This window comes from Furfurilactobacillus cerevisiae (assembly GCF_048961765.1).
Taxonomy (GTDB): domain Bacteria; phylum Bacillota; class Bacilli; order Lactobacillales; family Lactobacillaceae; genus Furfurilactobacillus; species Furfurilactobacillus milii_A.
Window position 1 is genome coordinate 607,000 of record NZ_CP185253.1, and the last position, 17,743, is coordinate 624,742.

The window sequence follows — 17,743 nt, forward strand, 5'->3', positions numbered from 1 at the left end:
TGTCCGAACAGCGTTCGGATTAATTTTACAATCTACTAATCTTCATAACAAACTAGTTAACAGGAGAGAAATATGGAAGATGTATTACGTTCTATCGGTAAAATTTCACGTGCATTAGATGCGATTTCTAATATTGATTTCCAGAACATCGACCTTACCAAAGGCCAGTATCTGTATCTTGTGAGAATCTGCGAAAATCCCGGCATCGTTCAGGGGCGGTTGGCGGAACTCGTAATGGTGGATCACACGACGGTGTCACAGGCGATAAAAAAGCTGGTTAACAATGGTTTTATTACACGTCAACACAGCGAAACAAACCTTAAAAATTATGAACTTTACCCAACGGCAAAAGGAACGGCCGTTTATCCACGACTCAAACGGGAAAATGCGTATTCGACTGACAAGGCCCTGCAAGGCTTTTCAAAAGCAGAGGCCCAACAGTTGGCCACTCTTTTAGAACGCATGACCGTTAACGTTAACGAAGACTGGAAGTCTGTCAAAGCGGGCGTCCCACGAGATTACTAACAACCATGGAGGATTTATGACAGTACAAATAGCAGCAGTCACACCACAAGACGTAACAACGCTACGTGAGGTCAGTTGCGCAACGTTTCAAGATACATTTGGCTCTGAAAACAGCTCGACCGATTTACAAGACTATCTTGACCGCGCTTACTCAGTTGATCAATTGTTGACAGAAATCAATAATCCGGAATCCTGGTTCTACTTTATTAAAGTAGATCAGGCGGTTGCGGGTTATCTCAAACTGAACGTTGGCGAGGCACAAACGGAGAAAATGGGGGCAGATGCGCTAGAAATACAACGGATTTACATTCTGCCAACGTTTAAGCGTCAAGGATTGGGCACGCAATTATTCAATCAGGCAGTTACCACTGCCGAAGATTTGCACAAAAGTGCACTGTGGCTAGGCGTTTGGGAACACAATGATGCAGCTCGCAAATTCTATCATAAAATCGGGTTCCAACTAGCCGGCGACCACGTATTCCAACTCGGTTCCTCCGTCCAGCGCGACCTGATTATGAAACGCACGCTGTAACCTAAACTAAGCGAGATCTTCTGGCTCAATTTCAAGCGTTGGCCAGTGGGATAGAGTCGATAAATCCGTATCATAAGGCACACTGTAAACCATATAGTAATGTTCCGGGTTCTGTTTGCGCAGGTGAGTGAGCTGTTGTTGGGCCCGCTGAACGTCAGTTGTGACATAAAGCAAACCGACCACGCCAACCTTTTGACCATCTGTGTTCGACTCAGTCCAGCCGGCCAGGATTACTTTTAAGGGAGCTTTACCAGATAAGCCAAGCTGGATTAGTTCTTCATCGTTCATAGTTATAGCCGCCTTTCATCAAAAAATTTAAATCAGTCTAATGGTCACCTTTACCTGGCATATCATCAGCATTGTCCTGACTTTCAGGAGTCGGTAAACTGTTTAGAAATTCGATGGCCTGCTCACGATAATGATGTTCTGCGTTGACCTTAGTTAGGGTAGCGGCATCATGAGTTGAGGCGTGCCCGGTGAACATCAGTTTTTGATATAAATCGACATATGGGAAGTGCAGGTCTTTGGCACGCTGCAATTCGCCGTCCATGTCATACGGGACACGGCGAAAATCAACGTCTTCAATGCCTTTTTCTGAGATTGTGAGTAATAGGTAACTGGCTGCACGATTGGCCAACAGTTTATCGCGGGTAAACCAGATTTGACCGATGGAACCGGGATTCAATACCATCTGACCATTTGAGGTATATCGCCAAACGGGCGTATGCGTGTGCGCGTAAAGGGCCACATCTGCGGCGGGATTATTTTCGGTGAGGACGTCGAAGTTTGCTTGTGTTTCAGTAGGAAATAGCGAGTGACCGTGATTCTTAGTCGGGAGATTATGTGACATCGTGAAAACGAGATTATCAAGAACTTTTCGACCGGTCATAGGTAGATTACGTAACTGCGCCTCTCGTTGAGGCGTGTAGCGGGCATGCTCATACTGGGCCAAAATGGTGAAGTAAACATCAGTGGGATCGTCAAAGTTCACACCTTTTTTCGGTTTGCCCATGATAAAGTTGTAGTCACTTTCCCAGTTGCCCATAAGGTACTGAGTAGCGCCAACTTGTTCCAATAAGTCATAACATTCCGCTGATGTCGCGCCGCCAAGTGCAATATCACCCAGTGACCACACTTCATCGACACCATGCTTTTTCGCGTCACTGAGGGCAACACTCAATGCCGATGCATTACCATGACTGTCTGATAACACCGCAATTCGATAATCCATGTCATACCTCCGTCTCTCTTCAAATGTCTGATTATGGAGTGCCTGTTGGATCTTTACACTCTGCCTTTAGTTTACTGACCGTTTGCAAACTTGCAATCAAAAAGTTGCAACGAGGTAGACGAATAATCAAGTTAAGTGTAATCTTAACATTAAAATTCGATGAGGGGATGAGGACGATGACAGAATCACCATTATTTAACTTTGACACAAACCAGGTGGGCGTCACCGATCCGCATGAAGACCCCGAAATCATTGCGGAAACGAAGTGTCTATTTGCATTTGTAGAAACCGCAGACTTGGTAACTTTTTTACGACCATATCATCCAGCCGAGATAGGAACGTTTAGCTGTATTACCAGAGAATTTCCGATTTTGCGAATTGCAGTTAATGGTCAGCAATTGACAGTGATGCAGGCGCCACTCGGAGCTCCCGCTGCGACGCAGATTTTGGATTATTTGATTGGGCACGGTGTTAAGCAAATTATCAGTATGGGCAGTTGTGGCGTGTTAACAGATCACGCTGAGGGTGCCTTCTTGTTGCCAATGAATGCGTTGCGCGATGAAGGGACATCCTATCATTATTTGCCTGCAGACACGACGGTAACATTGAATCCGGTAATGCAGCAGGCAATTGAGACAACTATCAGCCAGCACCATGAGACGATTACCCGCGTGAATACGTGGACGACAGACGGGTACTTTCGGGAAACTGAAAAGTTGGTTGATCAATACCGCGCTGCAGGCTATCAAACGGTGGAAATGGAATGTGCTGCGTTGGCCGCTTGCGCCCAGTTTCGCGGTGTCGATTTTGGTCAGTTTTTCTTTACGGCTGATTCGTTAGCTCATGCCGATGCCTATGATAAACGTGATTGGGGCCGTTCGGCTCGACAAACGGCGCTACGTTTGGGATTAGCGACATTACTAGCATTACCTGATCCATTAAATTAGTGGACATGCATAAAATGATTTCGCAATAATGAAATTAATAAGAAGTTCGGAGGTCACTATCTATGGGGTGTGACAAACGTAAAACTGCACTTTGCTGAGACGTTAAGTAAAGTGGAGGACAATTAAATGATTAATATTAAAACCGTTTCGACGATGGACGAACAGGCTGTTGTAACACTGTACAAAGCGAACGGATGGATTGCCTATACGCAAAATTCGGAAGCACTGATGACAGCGATTGCGCATTCAGTCAACCTTGCGGCGTTCGATGGCGAAAAGCTCGTGGGGTTGCTACGCTATGTGACTGATGAGGTGTCGATTGCCTTTATTCAAGATGTTTTGGTGTTGCCTGAATACCAACGACAGGGGATCGGCCGACAGTTGATGATGACAGCGATGGCGCGACTGAAGAATATCGGGCAGGTCCATTTGCTGACTGAAAACGAGCCGAAGACCGTCGGGTTTTATACCGCAGTTGGTTTTCGCGATGCGGCTGATGCAAACTTGGTCACGTTCACGATGGAGAATCGGTATTAAATTTATTCGACGCATGCATTGCGATTACAGAGGAAAAATGATGATGATTTGGACTTATAAATTATAAAATATTAAGCGATTAAAAAGCGGGGCAGTCACGATATGTGGCCGTCCCGTTTCACTGTAGATGGTTTTTGGTCTTAAACTTTTAGCGAACATGATGTAACTGCAATGTTGAAAGAACATCATGGCAATGAACATCCCCTGCCGATCCGCAAAAGTGGTGGTGGAAACGACAAAAGAGCAATCGTCACCTTATCAAAGGTGAGACGACTGCTCTTTTTTATGGCTCAATTTTGATGAGGTTTCCGTACCGTTTTCGTTAGGATTTTATGGTGTCTTGATTAAGTTATAAATCCTTTAATATCAATACTTTAACGCACGCTTTATAGTCCGCCACTTACCATGCGGTCAAACATTCGGTAAGAAAGTTTGCGAGCTGCAATGACCATCCATTTATCGCGCATTGTGGCTTGATAACGAGTTTTTGGGTGCTTGATTTGAGCAACTTTGAGCATTAAAGCGCCGATTTGATCTGCCGTTTCTAGACCAGATGGTGTTGCGCTGGTAAAATCATCGACCATCTTGCGATACGCTGAGTTGGCTGGTGTAGCCGCGATGAGGTGGTCCGCGGAAATTTTCAGCCAGTTCGTATTGGTACCACCGGGTTCGGTGATGATAACGTCGATACCGAACTGTTTGACCTCCAAACGAAGTGAATCACTGAGCGCCTCAAAAGCGTGTTTTGAAGCAAAGTACCAGCCACCAAGTGGTGCATAAATTTGACCAACGATGGATGAATTGTTGATGATCCGACCTGAATGTTGAGCCCGCATCGTTGGCAATACCAGTTGGGTTAGGTTCATGGCCCCAAAAACATTCACATCGAATTGTTGCTTGGCTTCTTCGGGGGAGACATCTTCCAGCGCGCCAAAAGAGCCATAGCCAGCGTTATTAATTAGGATATCAATCCGACCAGCGTCTTTTAGTACCTGATCGACAAAAGCCTGGTTAGATTGGGGGTCGGTGACGTCCAAATGAAAGGTGTGGATACCTAATTTAGACAAGTGCGCCATTTTTTCAATGCGGCGGGCGCCGGCGTAAACAGTATAACCAGCGTCAAAGAATTGTTTGGCCGCGGATTCACCCATGCCTGAGGATGCACCAGTAATGATCACAACGGGTTTAGTCATGTTAATAATCTCCTTTAAGGAATATAAATTCTTTTATTGAGCAAAAAAATAAATGAGTAACTGGATTCAATTGAACGTGTTTTAATATAAAAGAATTTTTATTCTTTGTAAATCATTTATTTAAAAAGACTTTTTATCTTGACCAGGAATCTAAATTCTTTTATAGTGACAACATGAGAGAAAAAGATGAAAATCGTCGGCAGCATATCCTCGACGTGACGACAAAGATGATTATTTCAGAGGGTATTAGTGGCGTGACCCTAACCAAAGTAGCGAAAGCGGCAGGCATTTCGCAATCTAATATTTATATCTACTTTAAGGATAAGGCAGATATCGTTAAGCAGACCTTTTTAAGCCGTAAACAGCTTATTGGGGATTACTTAATGACTCATTATTCGCCCAAGGGCAGTGCTACTGAAAACCTAACGCTGTTTGCACGAGCGCTTTATCAGTTTGCTATCGAGGATCCTGATGACATGGCGCTTATTCAGCAGTTTAATGCCTCACCTGTATTGGCAACGTTAGATCTATCACAGGAAGAGGCCGAACTGAACTTTGATCAAATTTTTAAAGAGCTAAAGAAGGGCGTTGAAGACGGTGAGTTACGTGAGATGGACCCTGACGTTATCTTGACCATGGGGTTTGTCACGATTACGACGTATGCACAGCGGGTGGCCGCTAAAACGATCGATCCTGTTACGACGCCTTTGAGTGCCGTCATTGATATGATTATTGCGGCTAGTAGAAAGCCGGATTAAATATCCAAACGAGAAGGTAGATTGCAAATTTAATCCGAATTTTTGGACAAATTGGTCAGCATAACCTGATACGGTGTTTTCCAGTCAAGTATTTTAAGCGGTCTCTGGTTAATTTGGAGTAACGTCGTCGTTAAATCTTGAGCACTAATGTGCTCAAAACGAGTCCCCTTAGGATAAAAATAACGTAAATTCCGATTAAAGCGTTCATTACTACCACGTTCAGCTGGCGTATAAGCATGACAGTAATAGGTCTTAATACCATATTGTGATTCAAATGATACTAGCCCACTAAACTCAGTACCACGGTCCACAGTAAAACTGTGCACCGGTCCATTAAAAGTTGTTAGGAACTTAGTCAGTGCTTCATTAACACTCGCTGTCGTTCGGTCCTTTAACCGATATGCCCAAAGGAACCGTGATTTGCGATCGATTAAAGTTAATAAAACTGCCTTACTATGCCCACGAGGGCCAACGACGGTATCTAGTTCAAAATCACCGATGCGATTACGTTGATTAATCATCATGGGACGCTGTTCAATCGATCGCCCCAAAGATTGATTATATTTGGATCGTTGGTCAACGTTACGCCGTTGGCGTACGCCATGTTCAGGTAGATCATTCAAGGAGAAACCAATTCTCCCCTGATTTAGCCAATTATAAATAGATTTAGTCGCTAGTTTAAATTCGTGAGCAATCATTCCTGGTGACCAGCTTAGATGTAAATGGTTGAGAATTGTTTGCTTTAACTCATCGCTCAGCTTAGTTTTCCGACCACATCGTGATCGCTTGTATTCGGCATCTGTTTGTGCTAATTCAGCCTGATAAGGTTGACATCGAGATAATTCATAAGAAATTGTTGACGGTGATCGGTTCAGCCGAACGCCCATTTGGATATTGGACAGCCCTAGTTCACAAAAGGTTTCGATTTTAATTCGTTCGGAATAGGTTATACTAGACAAAAGATCAGCTCCTAAAAGATGGGTTTGTTGTAAACACCATTTTAAAGGAAGCTGATCTTTTTTGTCCGAACAGCGTTCGGATTAATTTTACAATCTACTAACAAACAAAGTAGAAATAATTTGCGTTTCATCGCCGTTAGGGTATGTATAGAAATACTTATCGAAGACACCGAGTGTTTGGTTCACTGTAACCGATAGCCCGGTGTCTTCTTTAAATTCACGCACCATCGCTTCCTTGTACGACTCGCCGAATTCCAAATAACCGCCTGGTAGACACCAGCCGCCAGTATCCGCGCGTTCTTGGAGTAAAATTTGTTGTTGATCGTTTAGCAAACACCCAGTTGAAGAATTCAAAATTAATGGGCGATGACCGGTAAGTGACCGAATCTCTTTAATATAATTTGCCATGTCAAACACTCCTTTTCGATTAGATAGATGACGGAAATTTAATGTTTCGACCAATCACATTAATCATAAAACGGAATGTCGAATTGTTGAAGATGTTTCCAAATTATTTCAGCTTGACTGTTGAACAATTGGGGATGATCTTTTAGCGAAAACCAACGTAGTGAGCTGGTCTCATCGCTGTCTGCATTAAGTTGACCGGATACTAGCTGCATTTCGAAAATGATGCCAACTGTCTGCGCCACATCACCATTGTGATAGTGGGCGATGAAATCAGAAGTGGTGCCTAACAGTCCTGTTACTTTAGTTAGGAGCCCCGTTTCTTCTTGAAATTCCCGAATGACCGCGTGGCGAGTCGCTTCACCGTACTGAAGCATGCCGCCGGGGAACCCCCACAGTCGTGAGTCTGATCGTTGTTGCAATAAGATTGCACCGTCCTTATTTCGAAGAACGCCACCAGCGAAGACTAGAATGAGTGGTTGATGGCCAATCACTTTACGTAAACCTTGTATATAATTTTCGTTCACTTTGTTTCCTTCTCTTCTGAAAATTAAGTGCGTTATCAGCGACTTGTTAAATACGAAGCGGTTAAAAAGTATCTTACTTGAATGAGTGGTGTAGCAGTAGCCACAGACTAATCAGTAATAAAAAGACGGCGCACCCAAAATACAATTGTTGAACCGATAGCCAGTTTAAGACAACGTTAGCTAATATGGTGCCTAATGTCACACTACCTACGTTTATCAAACCTTTGAAAACATACATGCGCCCAATTTCACTGTGAGGGCTGGCATTTTGGAATAGCAGATTGTTTTCAACGTCAAAGATAGCGGAAAGCAGTCCAATTAGCAGAAACCATAGGATTAGCAAATAAAGCTTAGTGGTCATACTAATTAAAGCTAATAATCCCGCGATGAAAAGCACAGTGCATAAATTTCGCTTTAACAGATTAGTCTGGTGCACGGGTTTGTGGGCGAGGTGCGCAGCCATTAGGATAAGTCCGATTGACTGACTGGCGGTCAACAACGTGTAATTAAAATTAGCATGTGGACCAAATCGTTGGATGAACTTAAGCAACACGGGCACTACGGTCCCGATGAATAGCGTATTCAGTAAAAACATCAGACTGGCGCTGTGGCGTAGAGCTGATGAGTGAATAAACGTACTGAGGCTGGTTTGGAGTGAACTAACTGGAATCTTGTTTTTGCCAACTGTACTCGTGGGCATCATTAATACGATGATGACAGAGCTAAACAGGATAACTGACATTACGGTCAGCGTAAACCGAGCGTTAAACCAAGTTGTGAGTAACGTGGCTAAGAAGGGTCCGATAATCGTGGTGGATTGGCCTGACAACTCGAGAATTGCGTTAATTTGAACCATTTCCGTTGGGCTAAAGGCTTCTGTTAGCAAACGGACTTCTGCTGGGTGGAAAATTGGTTCAACAATACCTAGGAGACAGACAATGATGACAAGATTCAATGGCCGATTGAAATTGCCATTAACAAGCAACGTAGTGACAATCAGCCAGCGAGAAACCTCTGACCCCAGCATTAGAAATCGGCTTGTTAGGCGATCTACATAACTCACCATCACTAAGTGGCTAACAAAACTGCCACCGTAATAACTGGCCCAGAGAAGACTAAGCCAGTAGGCAGACTTTTGCTGACCAATAATTAAGGTAAATAGAAAAATAAGGGTGGCGTTTGAAAAATCGGTTAGAAAAGTGCTGACGATTAATAATCGTTTGAGATTCAAGAACCGTCGATAAATGTGTCAATGATGAGTTAACCGGATCAGATGCTTAAACATGGTTCGTTTCATGTCCATCGCACTCCTTTATAAAAATTACCGTCAGTTTACCGCAAACGACGCGCCAACTCCAATAAGGAGCCAACGCGTCGTTTTGTTATCGCATATGAATATTTTAGAATGCTTGATCAATCGGTGTGTCACCGGAGCCAATCGTATAGGACTGACGAATTGTGTCGGGAGCGTCGATCAACTCGGTAATGGTTGCAGCGACGTCCGCACGGGGAATTTTAACGCCCTTTTCGTCAGCTGGGTTAATGGTGATCTCACCGGTACCGGCGTCATTAGTTAAATATCCAGGACGAATGATAGTGTAGTCGAGACTCGTTTGTTTCAGCATTTCGTCCGCGTAACGTTTAGCAATCATGTATGGCTTGATGCCGCTTGCGTCCCACGCTTCACGGTGATTGCTGAAGATGGAGCTGACCATGATATAACGTTTGATGCCAGCCTGCTCAGCGGCTTCCATCGTTTTCACGGCACCGTCCAGATCAACAATCAGGGTTTGATCGTCACCAGTTTTGCCGCCTGAACCGGCGGAGAAGACGATGGTGTCGGCGCCAGTGGCCTTGAACTGGTCAGCCATTTTATCTGGCAGAGCGTTGAGGTCAAACTCAGTTGGGCGAACAAACGAACTGTCTGGGAATACGTCAGCCTGTGCAAGGTCACGAATGCCAGCAAAGACTGTAATACCTTTCTCTGCCAAATCGGCAACAATCTGTTGCCCAATATGACCGTGCGCACCAACTAGAAATACAGAACTCATAGGAATCCTCCTTAAATTGTAACCGAAATAATTTCAATAACAGCAGTGTAGCGACAATAAACAAAGATTACAAACATTTACGGCCGAGTTTTCTGAATCCCTTTTGTTTAGGTGAGAGAATTGCTATACTAAATGAGAGCTTTAACCATTTTCTAATCAATATGAAAACGAGGCAGTATATATGACAGTTAATAATCACATTGCAGCATTAGTCGGCGGCGCTACTAGCTCAGACGAGGGTACTGCAGATGTTAAAGATGATTTGTATTTAGGCGTTAATGGTGACTGGCTAAAGACGGCCAAGATTCCAGCTGACAAACCTACTACTGGTGGTTTTGCGGACTTAGTTGAAAACATTGAAAAGACATTGATGAGTGACTTTGGCGACATGTTGGATGGCAAAGTGGAACCAAACAACGTTTTACTGGCTAACTTCATTGCTTTCTACCACCAAGCTCGTGATAAGGCTGGTTTCGAGCCATTAAAGCCACTGGTAAAACAGGTTCAGGATTTAACAAGTTTTGAAGACTTACAAAAGCAGTTAGTGACTTTCATTAAGCAGGGGAGTGGCGCCTTAGTTCCAATCGACGTTGAACCTGACATGAAGGATACCAAACATCGTGTTGTAAACGTTGACGCACCAAGTTTGATCCTGCCAGATACAACCTATTATGCGGAGGGCAATGAAGCAGCACCTAAGCTAATGGCTGCGTTCCGTGGCATGATGACAAAACTGTTCAAGGCTACCGGTTTTAGTGATGACGAGATCAAAACAACGTTGGATCAAGCCGTTGCTTTGGATGCGAAGTTTGCTCAACACGAAAAGAGTAGCGAAGAAAAGGCTGATTATCCCAAGCTGTATAACCCGCAAGACTTATCAGAGTTTGGCAAACACAGTTCTGTGCTGGACTTAAAAGCTTACGTGGATGAAGCACTTGATAACCGGGTTAACCGCGTTATCGTTGCTGATCCTAAGTTCTATGAAGCGTTTGATAGTCTTGTAACGGCTGATAACTTTGATGAAGTAAAGAGCTGGTACTTAGTTAAGGTGGTCCGCAACTGTGCTGGCTACTTAACTAACGATGCTCGTGTAATTGCCGGTGAGTACAACCGTGCGTTGACGGGAACTAAGGAAGCACCTGACAAACAAAAGGGTGCTTACCGCTTAGCCTACAGTCAATTCAACATGGTCGTTGGTGATTACTACGCTCGTAAGTATTTCGGTACTAAGGCAAAGAATGACGTCATGGACATGGTTCACCGAATGATTGACGTCTATAAAAACCGTTTAGCCAACAATGACTGGTTAAGCAAAGATACGCGTGACAAGGCTATTTTGAAGTTGAACACATTGATTCCAAACGTTGGTTTTCCTGACAAAATTGATCCTGTGTTTGCGCAGTTTGTGGTCAAGACGGAAGCAGATGGTGGCTCCTTATTCAGCAATGCATTGAACTTTGCGAAGATTGCGGCTCAGGCTAACTTTGATGACATCGATAAGCCAGTTGACCGGACGATGTGGAACTACATGGATCCAGCGATGGTTAACGCCTATTACGACCCATCGAACAACATCATCGTGTTCCCAGCTGCCATTCTGCAGGCGCCATTCTACAGCTTGAAGCAAACGAGTTCTGAAAACTTTGGTGGGATCGGTGCTGTTATGGCACATGAAATTTCACATGCTTTTGACAATAATGGTGCTCAATTCGACGAGTACGGGAACATGCATAACTGGTGGACCGAAGCCGATTTGAAGCATTTCCAAGGGTTGACGCAAGCGATGATCGATGAATTTAACGGTCTTGATTTTGCAGGTCAAAAAGTTAACGGTAAGCTGGTTGTTTCTGAAAACGTTGCGGACCAAGGTGGCCTGAGCTGTGCGTTAGAAGCGGCTAAGGAAGATGACAGCTTCTCTGGCAAGGAATTCTTCACCAACTGGGCTAAGGTTTGGTGCATGAAGGCCAGCCAAGAATATGAACAAATGTTGTTGAGTATCGACGTCCACGCACCACATAAGTTGCGTGCCAACGTTCAGGCGCAAAATCTGGACGACTTCTACACCGCTTTCGATGTAAAGGAAGGCGACGGCATGTGGTTGGCACCGGATAAGAGAGTGCATATTTGGTAAGAGCGTGAACACCCCCGGGTTGCGAGCCGAGCAATAACATGAAATAAGCACCGTGAAGGTGAACTTTGCCTTTACGGTGCTTATTTCGGGTTATGCACAGGCTCGCGGGGGTGTGAACGCGTTTTGACTATATAAAAGTAAAAAACAAAACCAAGTTGACTAAATTGCGGCAACAGACGACCACTCACAATGGACGAGATTCGTTTGGTCATCTAGCTTCAGTTCAAAAATACGATTTAAAAAGGATTTTCTCATGCAAATTCGCGATTACCACCTCACAGATGAACTATCTTGGCTCCAATGCCGAGTCCTATCTTTCATGGATTCTAGCTATTTTCAAGATGTCCAACAGCACCGCCAAACGTTTGCACGACCCAGTGTTGAATTAATAGTCGTTCAAGAAAATAAAATTATCGGCCTGATTGATGCAGAAATCGACAGTAAGAGCATGACGGACAAACAAGAATCCGGTGCAATGATTTGGAATTTGGCGGTTTTGCCAGAATATCGTCGACAAGGTGTTGCCAAGGACTTATGGCAAGCAATGCGCAAACGACTGTTGGATCAAGATATTCATTACTGCGAACTGTGGACGCAAGAGGATGTGCCGGCTAACCGTTTTTATCAACACAACGGGTTCAAACTGGATGCTAATGCAACGTATTTACGGTGCAAAATTAATGGTCGAAAACTGCCCCTAGCATTATCTAAGCGGCTCAATAAAACTGCTTATGTTGAGGACATGACGTTTGAAGCGCAAGTTAGCGAGCGGGAACAATTACAACCATTATGTGATGAAATTATTGAAACGCGAATGTACACACAACACTTTTAATTGCCGCCAAGGACTAGGAATTTATCCATCAGACTTATACACTGGAATTACAATATAAATAAAGAAGGCTTTTTGATGAAAACGAATCATTCTTCATGCACGGCCATTTTAGTTGGTAAGAAAGCAACCATGGACGGCTCGACAATCATTGCACGCAACGAAGATGGCTATGGTGCCATCGGACCCAAGAAGTTCATCGTTCATGCGGCTCGTCATGGTCAACCGGACACGTACACGTCCGTCACCACTGGGGTTAAAATCGACTTACCAGCTGACGCATTAAGGTATACGGCTGAGTCCAGTGTGCCAACAGATGACGGTTTGTATGAAGAGGCCGGAATTAACGAAAAAAACGTTGCGATGAGTGCCACTGAAACCACGTTTACCAGTCCACGGGTGCTTGGTTTCGATCCTCTGGTTCACGACGGTGTTGATGAAGAAGCGATGGTGACATTAGTGTTGCCATACATCAATTCTGCGCGTGAAGGGGTTCAACGTCTCGGCGATTTCATCGAAGATTACGGGACTGGTGAAAGTAACGGCATCGCTTTCTCTGATAAGGATGAAGTGTGGTACATGGAAACGGCTGGTGGTCATCACTGGGCGGCCGTTCGTTTGCCAGACGACGCTTACGCCGTTGCACCAAACCAAATCAACATTCAAACAATTGATTTTAATGACACTGACAACTTTATGTGGGCTAAAGACTTGCAGGAATTTGTGGCTGATAATCAGTTGAATCCAACACCAGACACGTTTAATTTCCGTGAGATTTTTGGCACTCACACGGAAAGTGATGCACATTACAACACACCTCGTGCTTGGTATGGTGAAAAATTATTTACACCAGATTTGGAACAGGACCCAACTAGTCAGCAGATTCCGTTTATTCAACATGCTAACCGCAAACTAGCAGTGGAAGACGTTGAATATTTCCTCACGTCTCACTACCAGGAAACACCGTTTGATCCGTTCGGCGACGGCACACCTGCTCAAAAGAAAACATTCCGTTCAATCGCACTGGATCGGAACCAGATCTCACATATCTTACAGATTCGGCCAAACGTTGATGCGGCGCATGCCGCAGTTGAATGGATGGCGATGGGGTTCTTTGCCTACAGCCCATACGTGCCATTCTTTACGAATGTTAACGACACGCCGGTCAACTATAAGAACACAACTGTGGCCGTTTCGTTGGATAATGCGTACTGGTTATACAAATCACTCGGTGTGTTAGTTGAACCACACTACCACGACTTTATTGTTGAGGTTAACGAATATCGTGATGCCTGTCAGGCCTACGCCCGTTCACGCGTGATCGCGACAGATGCAGAAGCAGGGTCACAGGCCGATGCGACGGCATACTTAACGAAGCAAAACGACGTTACGGCCGCTGAGATTACCAAACGGACGAAAACGTTGATGGATCACTTAGTGAAAGAAGCATTGGAACTGTCACCGGTTACGTTTGAACCTGGCGACAACCTGTAGAAATGGATTGTAATTAGAAAGGTGAAAATCCGATTATGGGTTTTCGCCTTTTTAAATGCTTTAAGCGTTACTTTTGAAGGTAAAACGCGTATGTTATCTCATGTGTCTGATATTGTAGTTTGTTCCTAAGCCTGTATAATTGATAACGCACTAATGGTTAAAACTGCCATTAAAAGAGGATAAACATGATTGAAATAACAGTTCAAACATTGAACGCAATGCTGCCGGATATTGAACACTTAATCGATGTCCGGGAACCCGACGAGTATGCGGAAGGTCACGTCGATCGAACGGTTAATCTACCACTGAGTACAATTGATCAGTGGCTGCCAACGTTATCAAAAGATTCGACGTATACAGTGATTTGTCGTTCTGGACGGCGGTCATCACTAGCGATTGAACAAATGAAACGACGTAGCATCACCGGAGTTAACGTCAACGGCGGTACGCTTGCATGGCAAGGCGCAGGTTACCCAGTTACTAAGAAATGAGGAGCACATGACTGAGACAGCACTTAAAGTATTAAAGGACAAATTTGGCTACGACAGTTTCCGACCGGGCCAAGATGAAATTATTAATAAAATTATGGATCACAAAAATGTCCTTGCTGTCATGCCAACCGGTGGTGGGAAGTCTTTGTGCTACCAGATTCCAGCCTTGATGTTACCGGGGTTAACGGTTGTCGTATCGCCACTAATTTCGCTGATGAAGGATCAGGTTGACGCCTTATCTGAAAATGGGATTCCGGCGACGTTTATCAACAGTACGTTGGATTACCAAGAGATTGAACATCGTTTGCAACAGGCCGCAATGGATCAGGTCAAACTGATTTATTTAGCGCCTGAACGATTAGACGACGAACGCTTCTTAAGCGAGCTGAGTGACCTGAACATTTCTCAATTGGCGATTGACGAGGCGCATTGTATTTCCCAGTGGGGCCATGATTTTCGACCGAGCTATCTAAACTTGATGAATACCGTTCACCAGTTTCCGTCACATCCAGTAGTTGTTGCATTAACGGCGACGGCGACAAGCAAAGTGGCCAGCGACATCATGCAACGGCTCAACATTGATCCAACAAATGAAGTCAGTACTGGATTTGCACGAGATAATTTATCTTTTCAAGTCGTCAAGAACCAAAACAAAGAAGCTTTTCTGTTAGAATATCTGAAAGTCAACGCTAACGCCGCCGGAATTATTTATGCCAGCACCCGTAAGGAGGTTGAACGTTTAACAGGCTTATTACAGAAGAAGGGCATTAAAGCAGAAATGTACCACGCTGGTCTCAGTGAAGACGTCCGTAATAAGAACCAGGAAGACTTTTTATATGACCGTGTGCAAGTTATGGTAGCCACGAATGCGTTTGGGATGGGTATTGATAAAAGCAACGTTCGGTTTGTTATTCATTACCAAGTGCCAGGCAACTTAGAGGCCTACTATCAAGAGGCTGGACGTGCTGGACGTGACGGTTTACCTAGCGAGGCAATTCTGATGTATCAGCCATCGGACTTACAGATTCAGCACTTTTTTATTGATCAGTCCGACATGGAACCAGCCTTTAAAACACGTGAGTACTTAAAGCTTCAGGAAATGTCTAAGTACGCCAATACTGAAGGCTGTCTACAGCAGTTTATTTTGAAATACTTTGGTGAAGCTTCACCTGCTTGTGGCCATTGTGGTAATTGCTTAGATGAACGGGATCAGATCAATGTGACGGTCGATGCGCAAAAGGTTTTATCCTGTGTTTTGCGAATGCGTCAACGCTATGGCAAGTCACTTATCGCGCAGGTGCTGACAGGTTCGCACGTCAAACGGATTCGCGACGAGCACTTTGACCAGTTATCGACCTATGGTTTGATGAAAGGTCGCCCACAAAAAGAAGTCAGCGACCTGATCGATTTTTTGACCAGTAGTGGTTATTTGCAGCAAGTTGGTGGTGAATACTCAACACTGCACGTGAGTGAGATGGGCGGCAGCGTGCTGAAAGGTAAGGCAAAAGTGCTTCGTCGTGGTGCTGTGAAGGCCAAACGGACAGTTTCGGTGGACGATGGCTTGTTCGAGTCACTCCGTCAACTACGTTTGAATTTTGCTGAGCAACAGCACGTGCCACCATACGTTATTTTTTCTGATAAGACGCTTCAGGCTTTTTGTGAGGAATTACCTCAAAGTACATTGGATATGTTGTCGATCAAGGGTGTTGGACAAAATAAATTGGATAAGTACGGGGATGCATTCCTCAATGTTATTCAGGAATATGAGGCCGACGCAAGCGAGACTGCGCAATAGAGCAACTTTTAGGAGGCTTCATTATGAACAATCGATGGGTAAAAGTATTTGTTACTTGGTTGGCCGTGATTATCATCGCACTTGGTGGTGGCTTTTTTACAACACACATTGGGATCGGCCGTGAATTTGGTATTATGTCGTATGAAATTGTGATGTTTGCAGTACTTTTTTTGCTGAATCGATTGTGGTTGCACCAAACAGTGTATTTAAAGCCAACTGAATGCTCATGGCGATTGATTCCGTTAAATTGGGTGGCCATCGTTTTATTGGCTCAAGCAATTTTGCTTCTGTTCAATAGTTCGGGTAACTTAGCACTCGGCGTCACAATGTTGCTTTTTGTTGGGCCAACTGAAGAGTATGTTTTCCGCGGCCTGCTTTTACCGTTAGCTAGCCAACTAGGTCATGGACGTAATCAATTGTGGACTGGTGTTCTGGTATCTAGTGTGCTGTTCGGACTCGCCCACGGTGTTAATGCCGTACATCAACCTGTGATGGCAACGGTTGTTCAAATGCTGTCAGCGATTTACCTGAGGACGGGAAGTTTGTTATTCCCAATCATTTTGCATGGACTTAACGATTTCGTTCCGTCGTTTCACAACAACACTGTTCAGGAAAGCAGCAATATTGTCAATTTTACGGAGATTGCACCCATTCTGTTGTTCCTAGTTGTTGGTATTTTTATGTTGAGAAAATCAAAACGCGCCACAATTAAACATGTGATTCCGCAATTATAAAAACCAGGTTGCAAGCTGATGTGCTTGTGGCCTGGTTTTGTGCATCAAATGAACATGTGTTTAAGCCTGTGATGACTCAGCCTCACGATGAGTGGTGTTATAGTAACGACCCCATTTTTCCATGGCAATGATCACTGGAACAAGGGTTTCACCGAATGAGGTTAGACGATATTCAGTCTTGGGTGGCATAACAGGGTAGATGGTTTTAACCAGCACGCCATCGTTTTCAAGTTCTTTTAATTGCAGCGCCAGCATTCGATGAGAGCAATCTTTCATTTGACGCTGCAGGTCCCCAAAGCGTTCGGTGCCGTTTTTGATAAGGTGAAATAAAATAACACTTTTCCATTTTCCCGAAATAATCTGTAGCGTGCTTTCAACTGGACAGCCATCCTGACAATCGTATGTGTGACGTACCATAACTACCTCCAAGTCGCTAAATTCCTATCACTAAAGTATGTATTAGTGCCAGAATACCGCAGTCACGTTAAAATTAACAACAAATCATCGTCCACTGGGGCTGCTAGTGAAAAATTTGTAACTAGGTGATTAAAATTTCATGATTGTGGCTTTTTTTGACGATATTAGAATGGAGTTGTTGTTA

21 protein-coding genes are annotated in these 17,743 nt (G+C 44.2%); 12 read left to right on the forward strand and 9 right to left on the reverse strand.

The window, feature by feature from the left end:
• Positions 1–72 precede the first annotated feature (72 nt).
• Both ABUE36_RS02785 and ABUE36_RS02790 read left to right on the forward strand, forming a co-directional pair.
• Entirely contained in the window at positions 73–525 is a 453-nt protein-coding gene (locus tag ABUE36_RS02785; RefSeq protein WP_421017092.1) for a MarR family winged helix-turn-helix transcriptional regulator, read from the forward strand.
• A gap of 16 nt (positions 526–541) precedes the next feature.
• Positions 542–1,057 carry a GNAT family N-acetyltransferase gene (locus ABUE36_RS02790; protein WP_421017093.1) on the forward strand — a complete coding sequence of 172 codons (516 nt, stop codon included), beginning with the start codon at positions 542–544 and terminating at the stop codon, positions 1,055–1,057.
• 6 nt (positions 1,058–1,063) lie between these two features.
• Here ABUE36_RS02790 and ABUE36_RS02795 read toward each other — a convergent pair whose 3' ends face one another.
• Both ABUE36_RS02795 and ABUE36_RS02800 read right to left on the reverse strand, forming a co-directional pair.
• The gene (locus tag ABUE36_RS02795; protein ID WP_161001858.1) at positions 1,064–1,345 is read right to left on the reverse strand and encodes a hypothetical protein; all 282 of its coding nucleotides are present in this window, start codon (positions 1,343–1,345) and stop codon (positions 1,064–1,066) included.
• Positions 1,346–1,382: 37 nt separating this feature from the next.
• Positions 1,383–2,288 carry a metallophosphoesterase family protein gene (locus ABUE36_RS02800; RefSeq protein WP_421017094.1) on the reverse strand — a complete coding sequence of 302 codons (906 nt, stop codon included), beginning with the start codon at positions 2,286–2,288 and terminating at the stop codon, positions 1,383–1,385.
• Positions 2,289–2,464: 176 nt separating this feature from the next.
• Between ABUE36_RS02800 and ABUE36_RS02805 the strand changes: the two genes are divergently transcribed.
• The 3 genes from ABUE36_RS02805 to ABUE36_RS02815 all read left to right on the forward strand — a co-directional run bounded on the left by ABUE36_RS02805 (position 2,465) and on the right by ABUE36_RS02815 (position 4,072).
• On the forward strand, positions 2,465–3,235 hold the full coding sequence (locus ABUE36_RS02805) for a nucleoside phosphorylase (protein ID WP_161001860.1): 771 nt from the start codon (positions 2,465–2,467) through the stop codon (positions 3,233–3,235).
• A 126-nt stretch (positions 3,236–3,361) separates the two neighbouring features.
• Positions 3,362–3,772, forward strand: coding sequence for a GNAT family N-acetyltransferase (locus ABUE36_RS02810; RefSeq protein WP_161001861.1), 411 nt, complete (start codon positions 3,362–3,364; stop codon positions 3,770–3,772).
• Positions 3,773–3,943: 171 nt separating this feature from the next.
• The gene (locus tag ABUE36_RS02815) at positions 3,944–4,072 is read left to right on the forward strand and encodes a hypothetical protein (protein WP_421017095.1); all 129 of its coding nucleotides are present in this window, start codon (positions 3,944–3,946) and stop codon (positions 4,070–4,072) included.
• Between the two features lie 86 nt (positions 4,073–4,158).
• Here ABUE36_RS02815 and ABUE36_RS02820 read toward each other — a convergent pair whose 3' ends face one another.
• Positions 4,159–4,965, reverse strand: a complete 807-nt coding sequence (locus ABUE36_RS02820) for an oxidoreductase (protein WP_161001862.1) — start codon at positions 4,963–4,965, stop codon at positions 4,159–4,161.
• 173 nt (positions 4,966–5,138) lie between these two features.
• Here ABUE36_RS02820 and ABUE36_RS02825 point away from each other — a divergent pair, with 173 nt between their 5' ends.
• Positions 5,139–5,723 (forward strand): TetR/AcrR family transcriptional regulator, encoded by a 585-nt coding sequence (locus ABUE36_RS02825; protein ID WP_161001863.1) that lies wholly within the window; start codon positions 5,139–5,141, stop codon positions 5,721–5,723.
• A gap of 29 nt (positions 5,724–5,752) precedes the next feature.
• On the opposite strand, the gene ABUE36_RS02830 is transcribed toward ABUE36_RS02825, so the two are convergent.
• The 5 genes from ABUE36_RS02830 to ABUE36_RS02850 form a co-directional block, all read right to left on the reverse strand.
• A complete protein-coding gene (locus ABUE36_RS02830) occupies positions 5,753–6,682 on the reverse strand; it encodes an IS30-like element ISLpl1 family transposase (protein ID WP_096109805.1) in 930 nt (309 codons plus the stop codon).
• A gap of 87 nt (positions 6,683–6,769) precedes the next feature.
• The gene (locus ABUE36_RS02835; RefSeq protein WP_421017096.1) at positions 6,770–7,090 is read right to left on the reverse strand and encodes an NUDIX domain-containing protein; all 321 of its coding nucleotides are present in this window, start codon (positions 7,088–7,090) and stop codon (positions 6,770–6,772) included.
• Positions 7,091–7,149: 59 nt separating this feature from the next.
• A complete protein-coding gene (locus tag ABUE36_RS02840) occupies positions 7,150–7,614 on the reverse strand; it encodes an NUDIX hydrolase (RefSeq protein WP_421017097.1) in 465 nt (154 codons plus the stop codon).
• A 73-nt stretch (positions 7,615–7,687) separates the two neighbouring features.
• Positions 7,688–8,845, reverse strand: a complete 1,158-nt coding sequence (locus ABUE36_RS02845) for an MFS transporter (RefSeq protein ID WP_161001867.1) — start codon at positions 8,843–8,845, stop codon at positions 7,688–7,690.
• A 169-nt stretch (positions 8,846–9,014) separates the two neighbouring features.
• A complete protein-coding gene (locus ABUE36_RS02850) occupies positions 9,015–9,665 on the reverse strand; it encodes an SDR family oxidoreductase (RefSeq protein ID WP_161001868.1) in 651 nt (216 codons plus the stop codon).
• A gap of 181 nt (positions 9,666–9,846) precedes the next feature.
• Between ABUE36_RS02850 and ABUE36_RS02855 the strand changes: the two genes are divergently transcribed.
• From ABUE36_RS02855 to ABUE36_RS02880, 6 genes are all read left to right on the forward strand, one after another.
• A complete protein-coding gene (locus tag ABUE36_RS02855) occupies positions 9,847–11,796 on the forward strand; it encodes a M13 family metallopeptidase (protein WP_421017098.1) in 1,950 nt (649 codons plus the stop codon).
• Between the two features lie 319 nt (positions 11,797–12,115).
• Positions 12,116–12,631, forward strand: a complete 516-nt coding sequence (locus ABUE36_RS02860) for a GNAT family N-acetyltransferase (RefSeq protein ID WP_161001869.1) — start codon at positions 12,116–12,118, stop codon at positions 12,629–12,631.
• 75 nt (positions 12,632–12,706) lie between these two features.
• A complete protein-coding gene (locus ABUE36_RS02865; RefSeq protein ID WP_421017099.1) occupies positions 12,707–14,122 on the forward strand; it encodes a C69 family dipeptidase in 1,416 nt (471 codons plus the stop codon).
• Positions 14,123–14,307: 185 nt separating this feature from the next.
• Positions 14,308–14,613, forward strand: coding sequence for a rhodanese-like domain-containing protein (locus tag ABUE36_RS02870; RefSeq protein WP_161001871.1), 306 nt, complete (start codon positions 14,308–14,310; stop codon positions 14,611–14,613).
• A 7-nt stretch (positions 14,614–14,620) separates the two neighbouring features.
• Positions 14,621–16,408 carry a DNA helicase RecQ gene (gene recQ, locus ABUE36_RS02875; RefSeq protein WP_421017100.1) on the forward strand — a complete coding sequence of 596 codons (1,788 nt, stop codon included), beginning with the start codon at positions 14,621–14,623 and terminating at the stop codon, positions 16,406–16,408.
• Positions 16,409–16,431: 23 nt separating this feature from the next.
• Positions 16,432–17,142, forward strand: coding sequence for a CPBP family intramembrane glutamic endopeptidase (locus ABUE36_RS02880; RefSeq protein WP_161001873.1), 711 nt, complete (start codon positions 16,432–16,434; stop codon positions 17,140–17,142).
• A 60-nt stretch (positions 17,143–17,202) separates the two neighbouring features.
• Here ABUE36_RS02880 and ABUE36_RS02885 read toward each other — a convergent pair whose 3' ends face one another.
• On the reverse strand, positions 17,203–17,559 hold the full coding sequence (locus ABUE36_RS02885) for a winged helix-turn-helix transcriptional regulator (RefSeq protein WP_161001874.1): 357 nt from the start codon (positions 17,557–17,559) through the stop codon (positions 17,203–17,205).
• Positions 17,560–17,743: the final 184 nt, after the last annotated feature.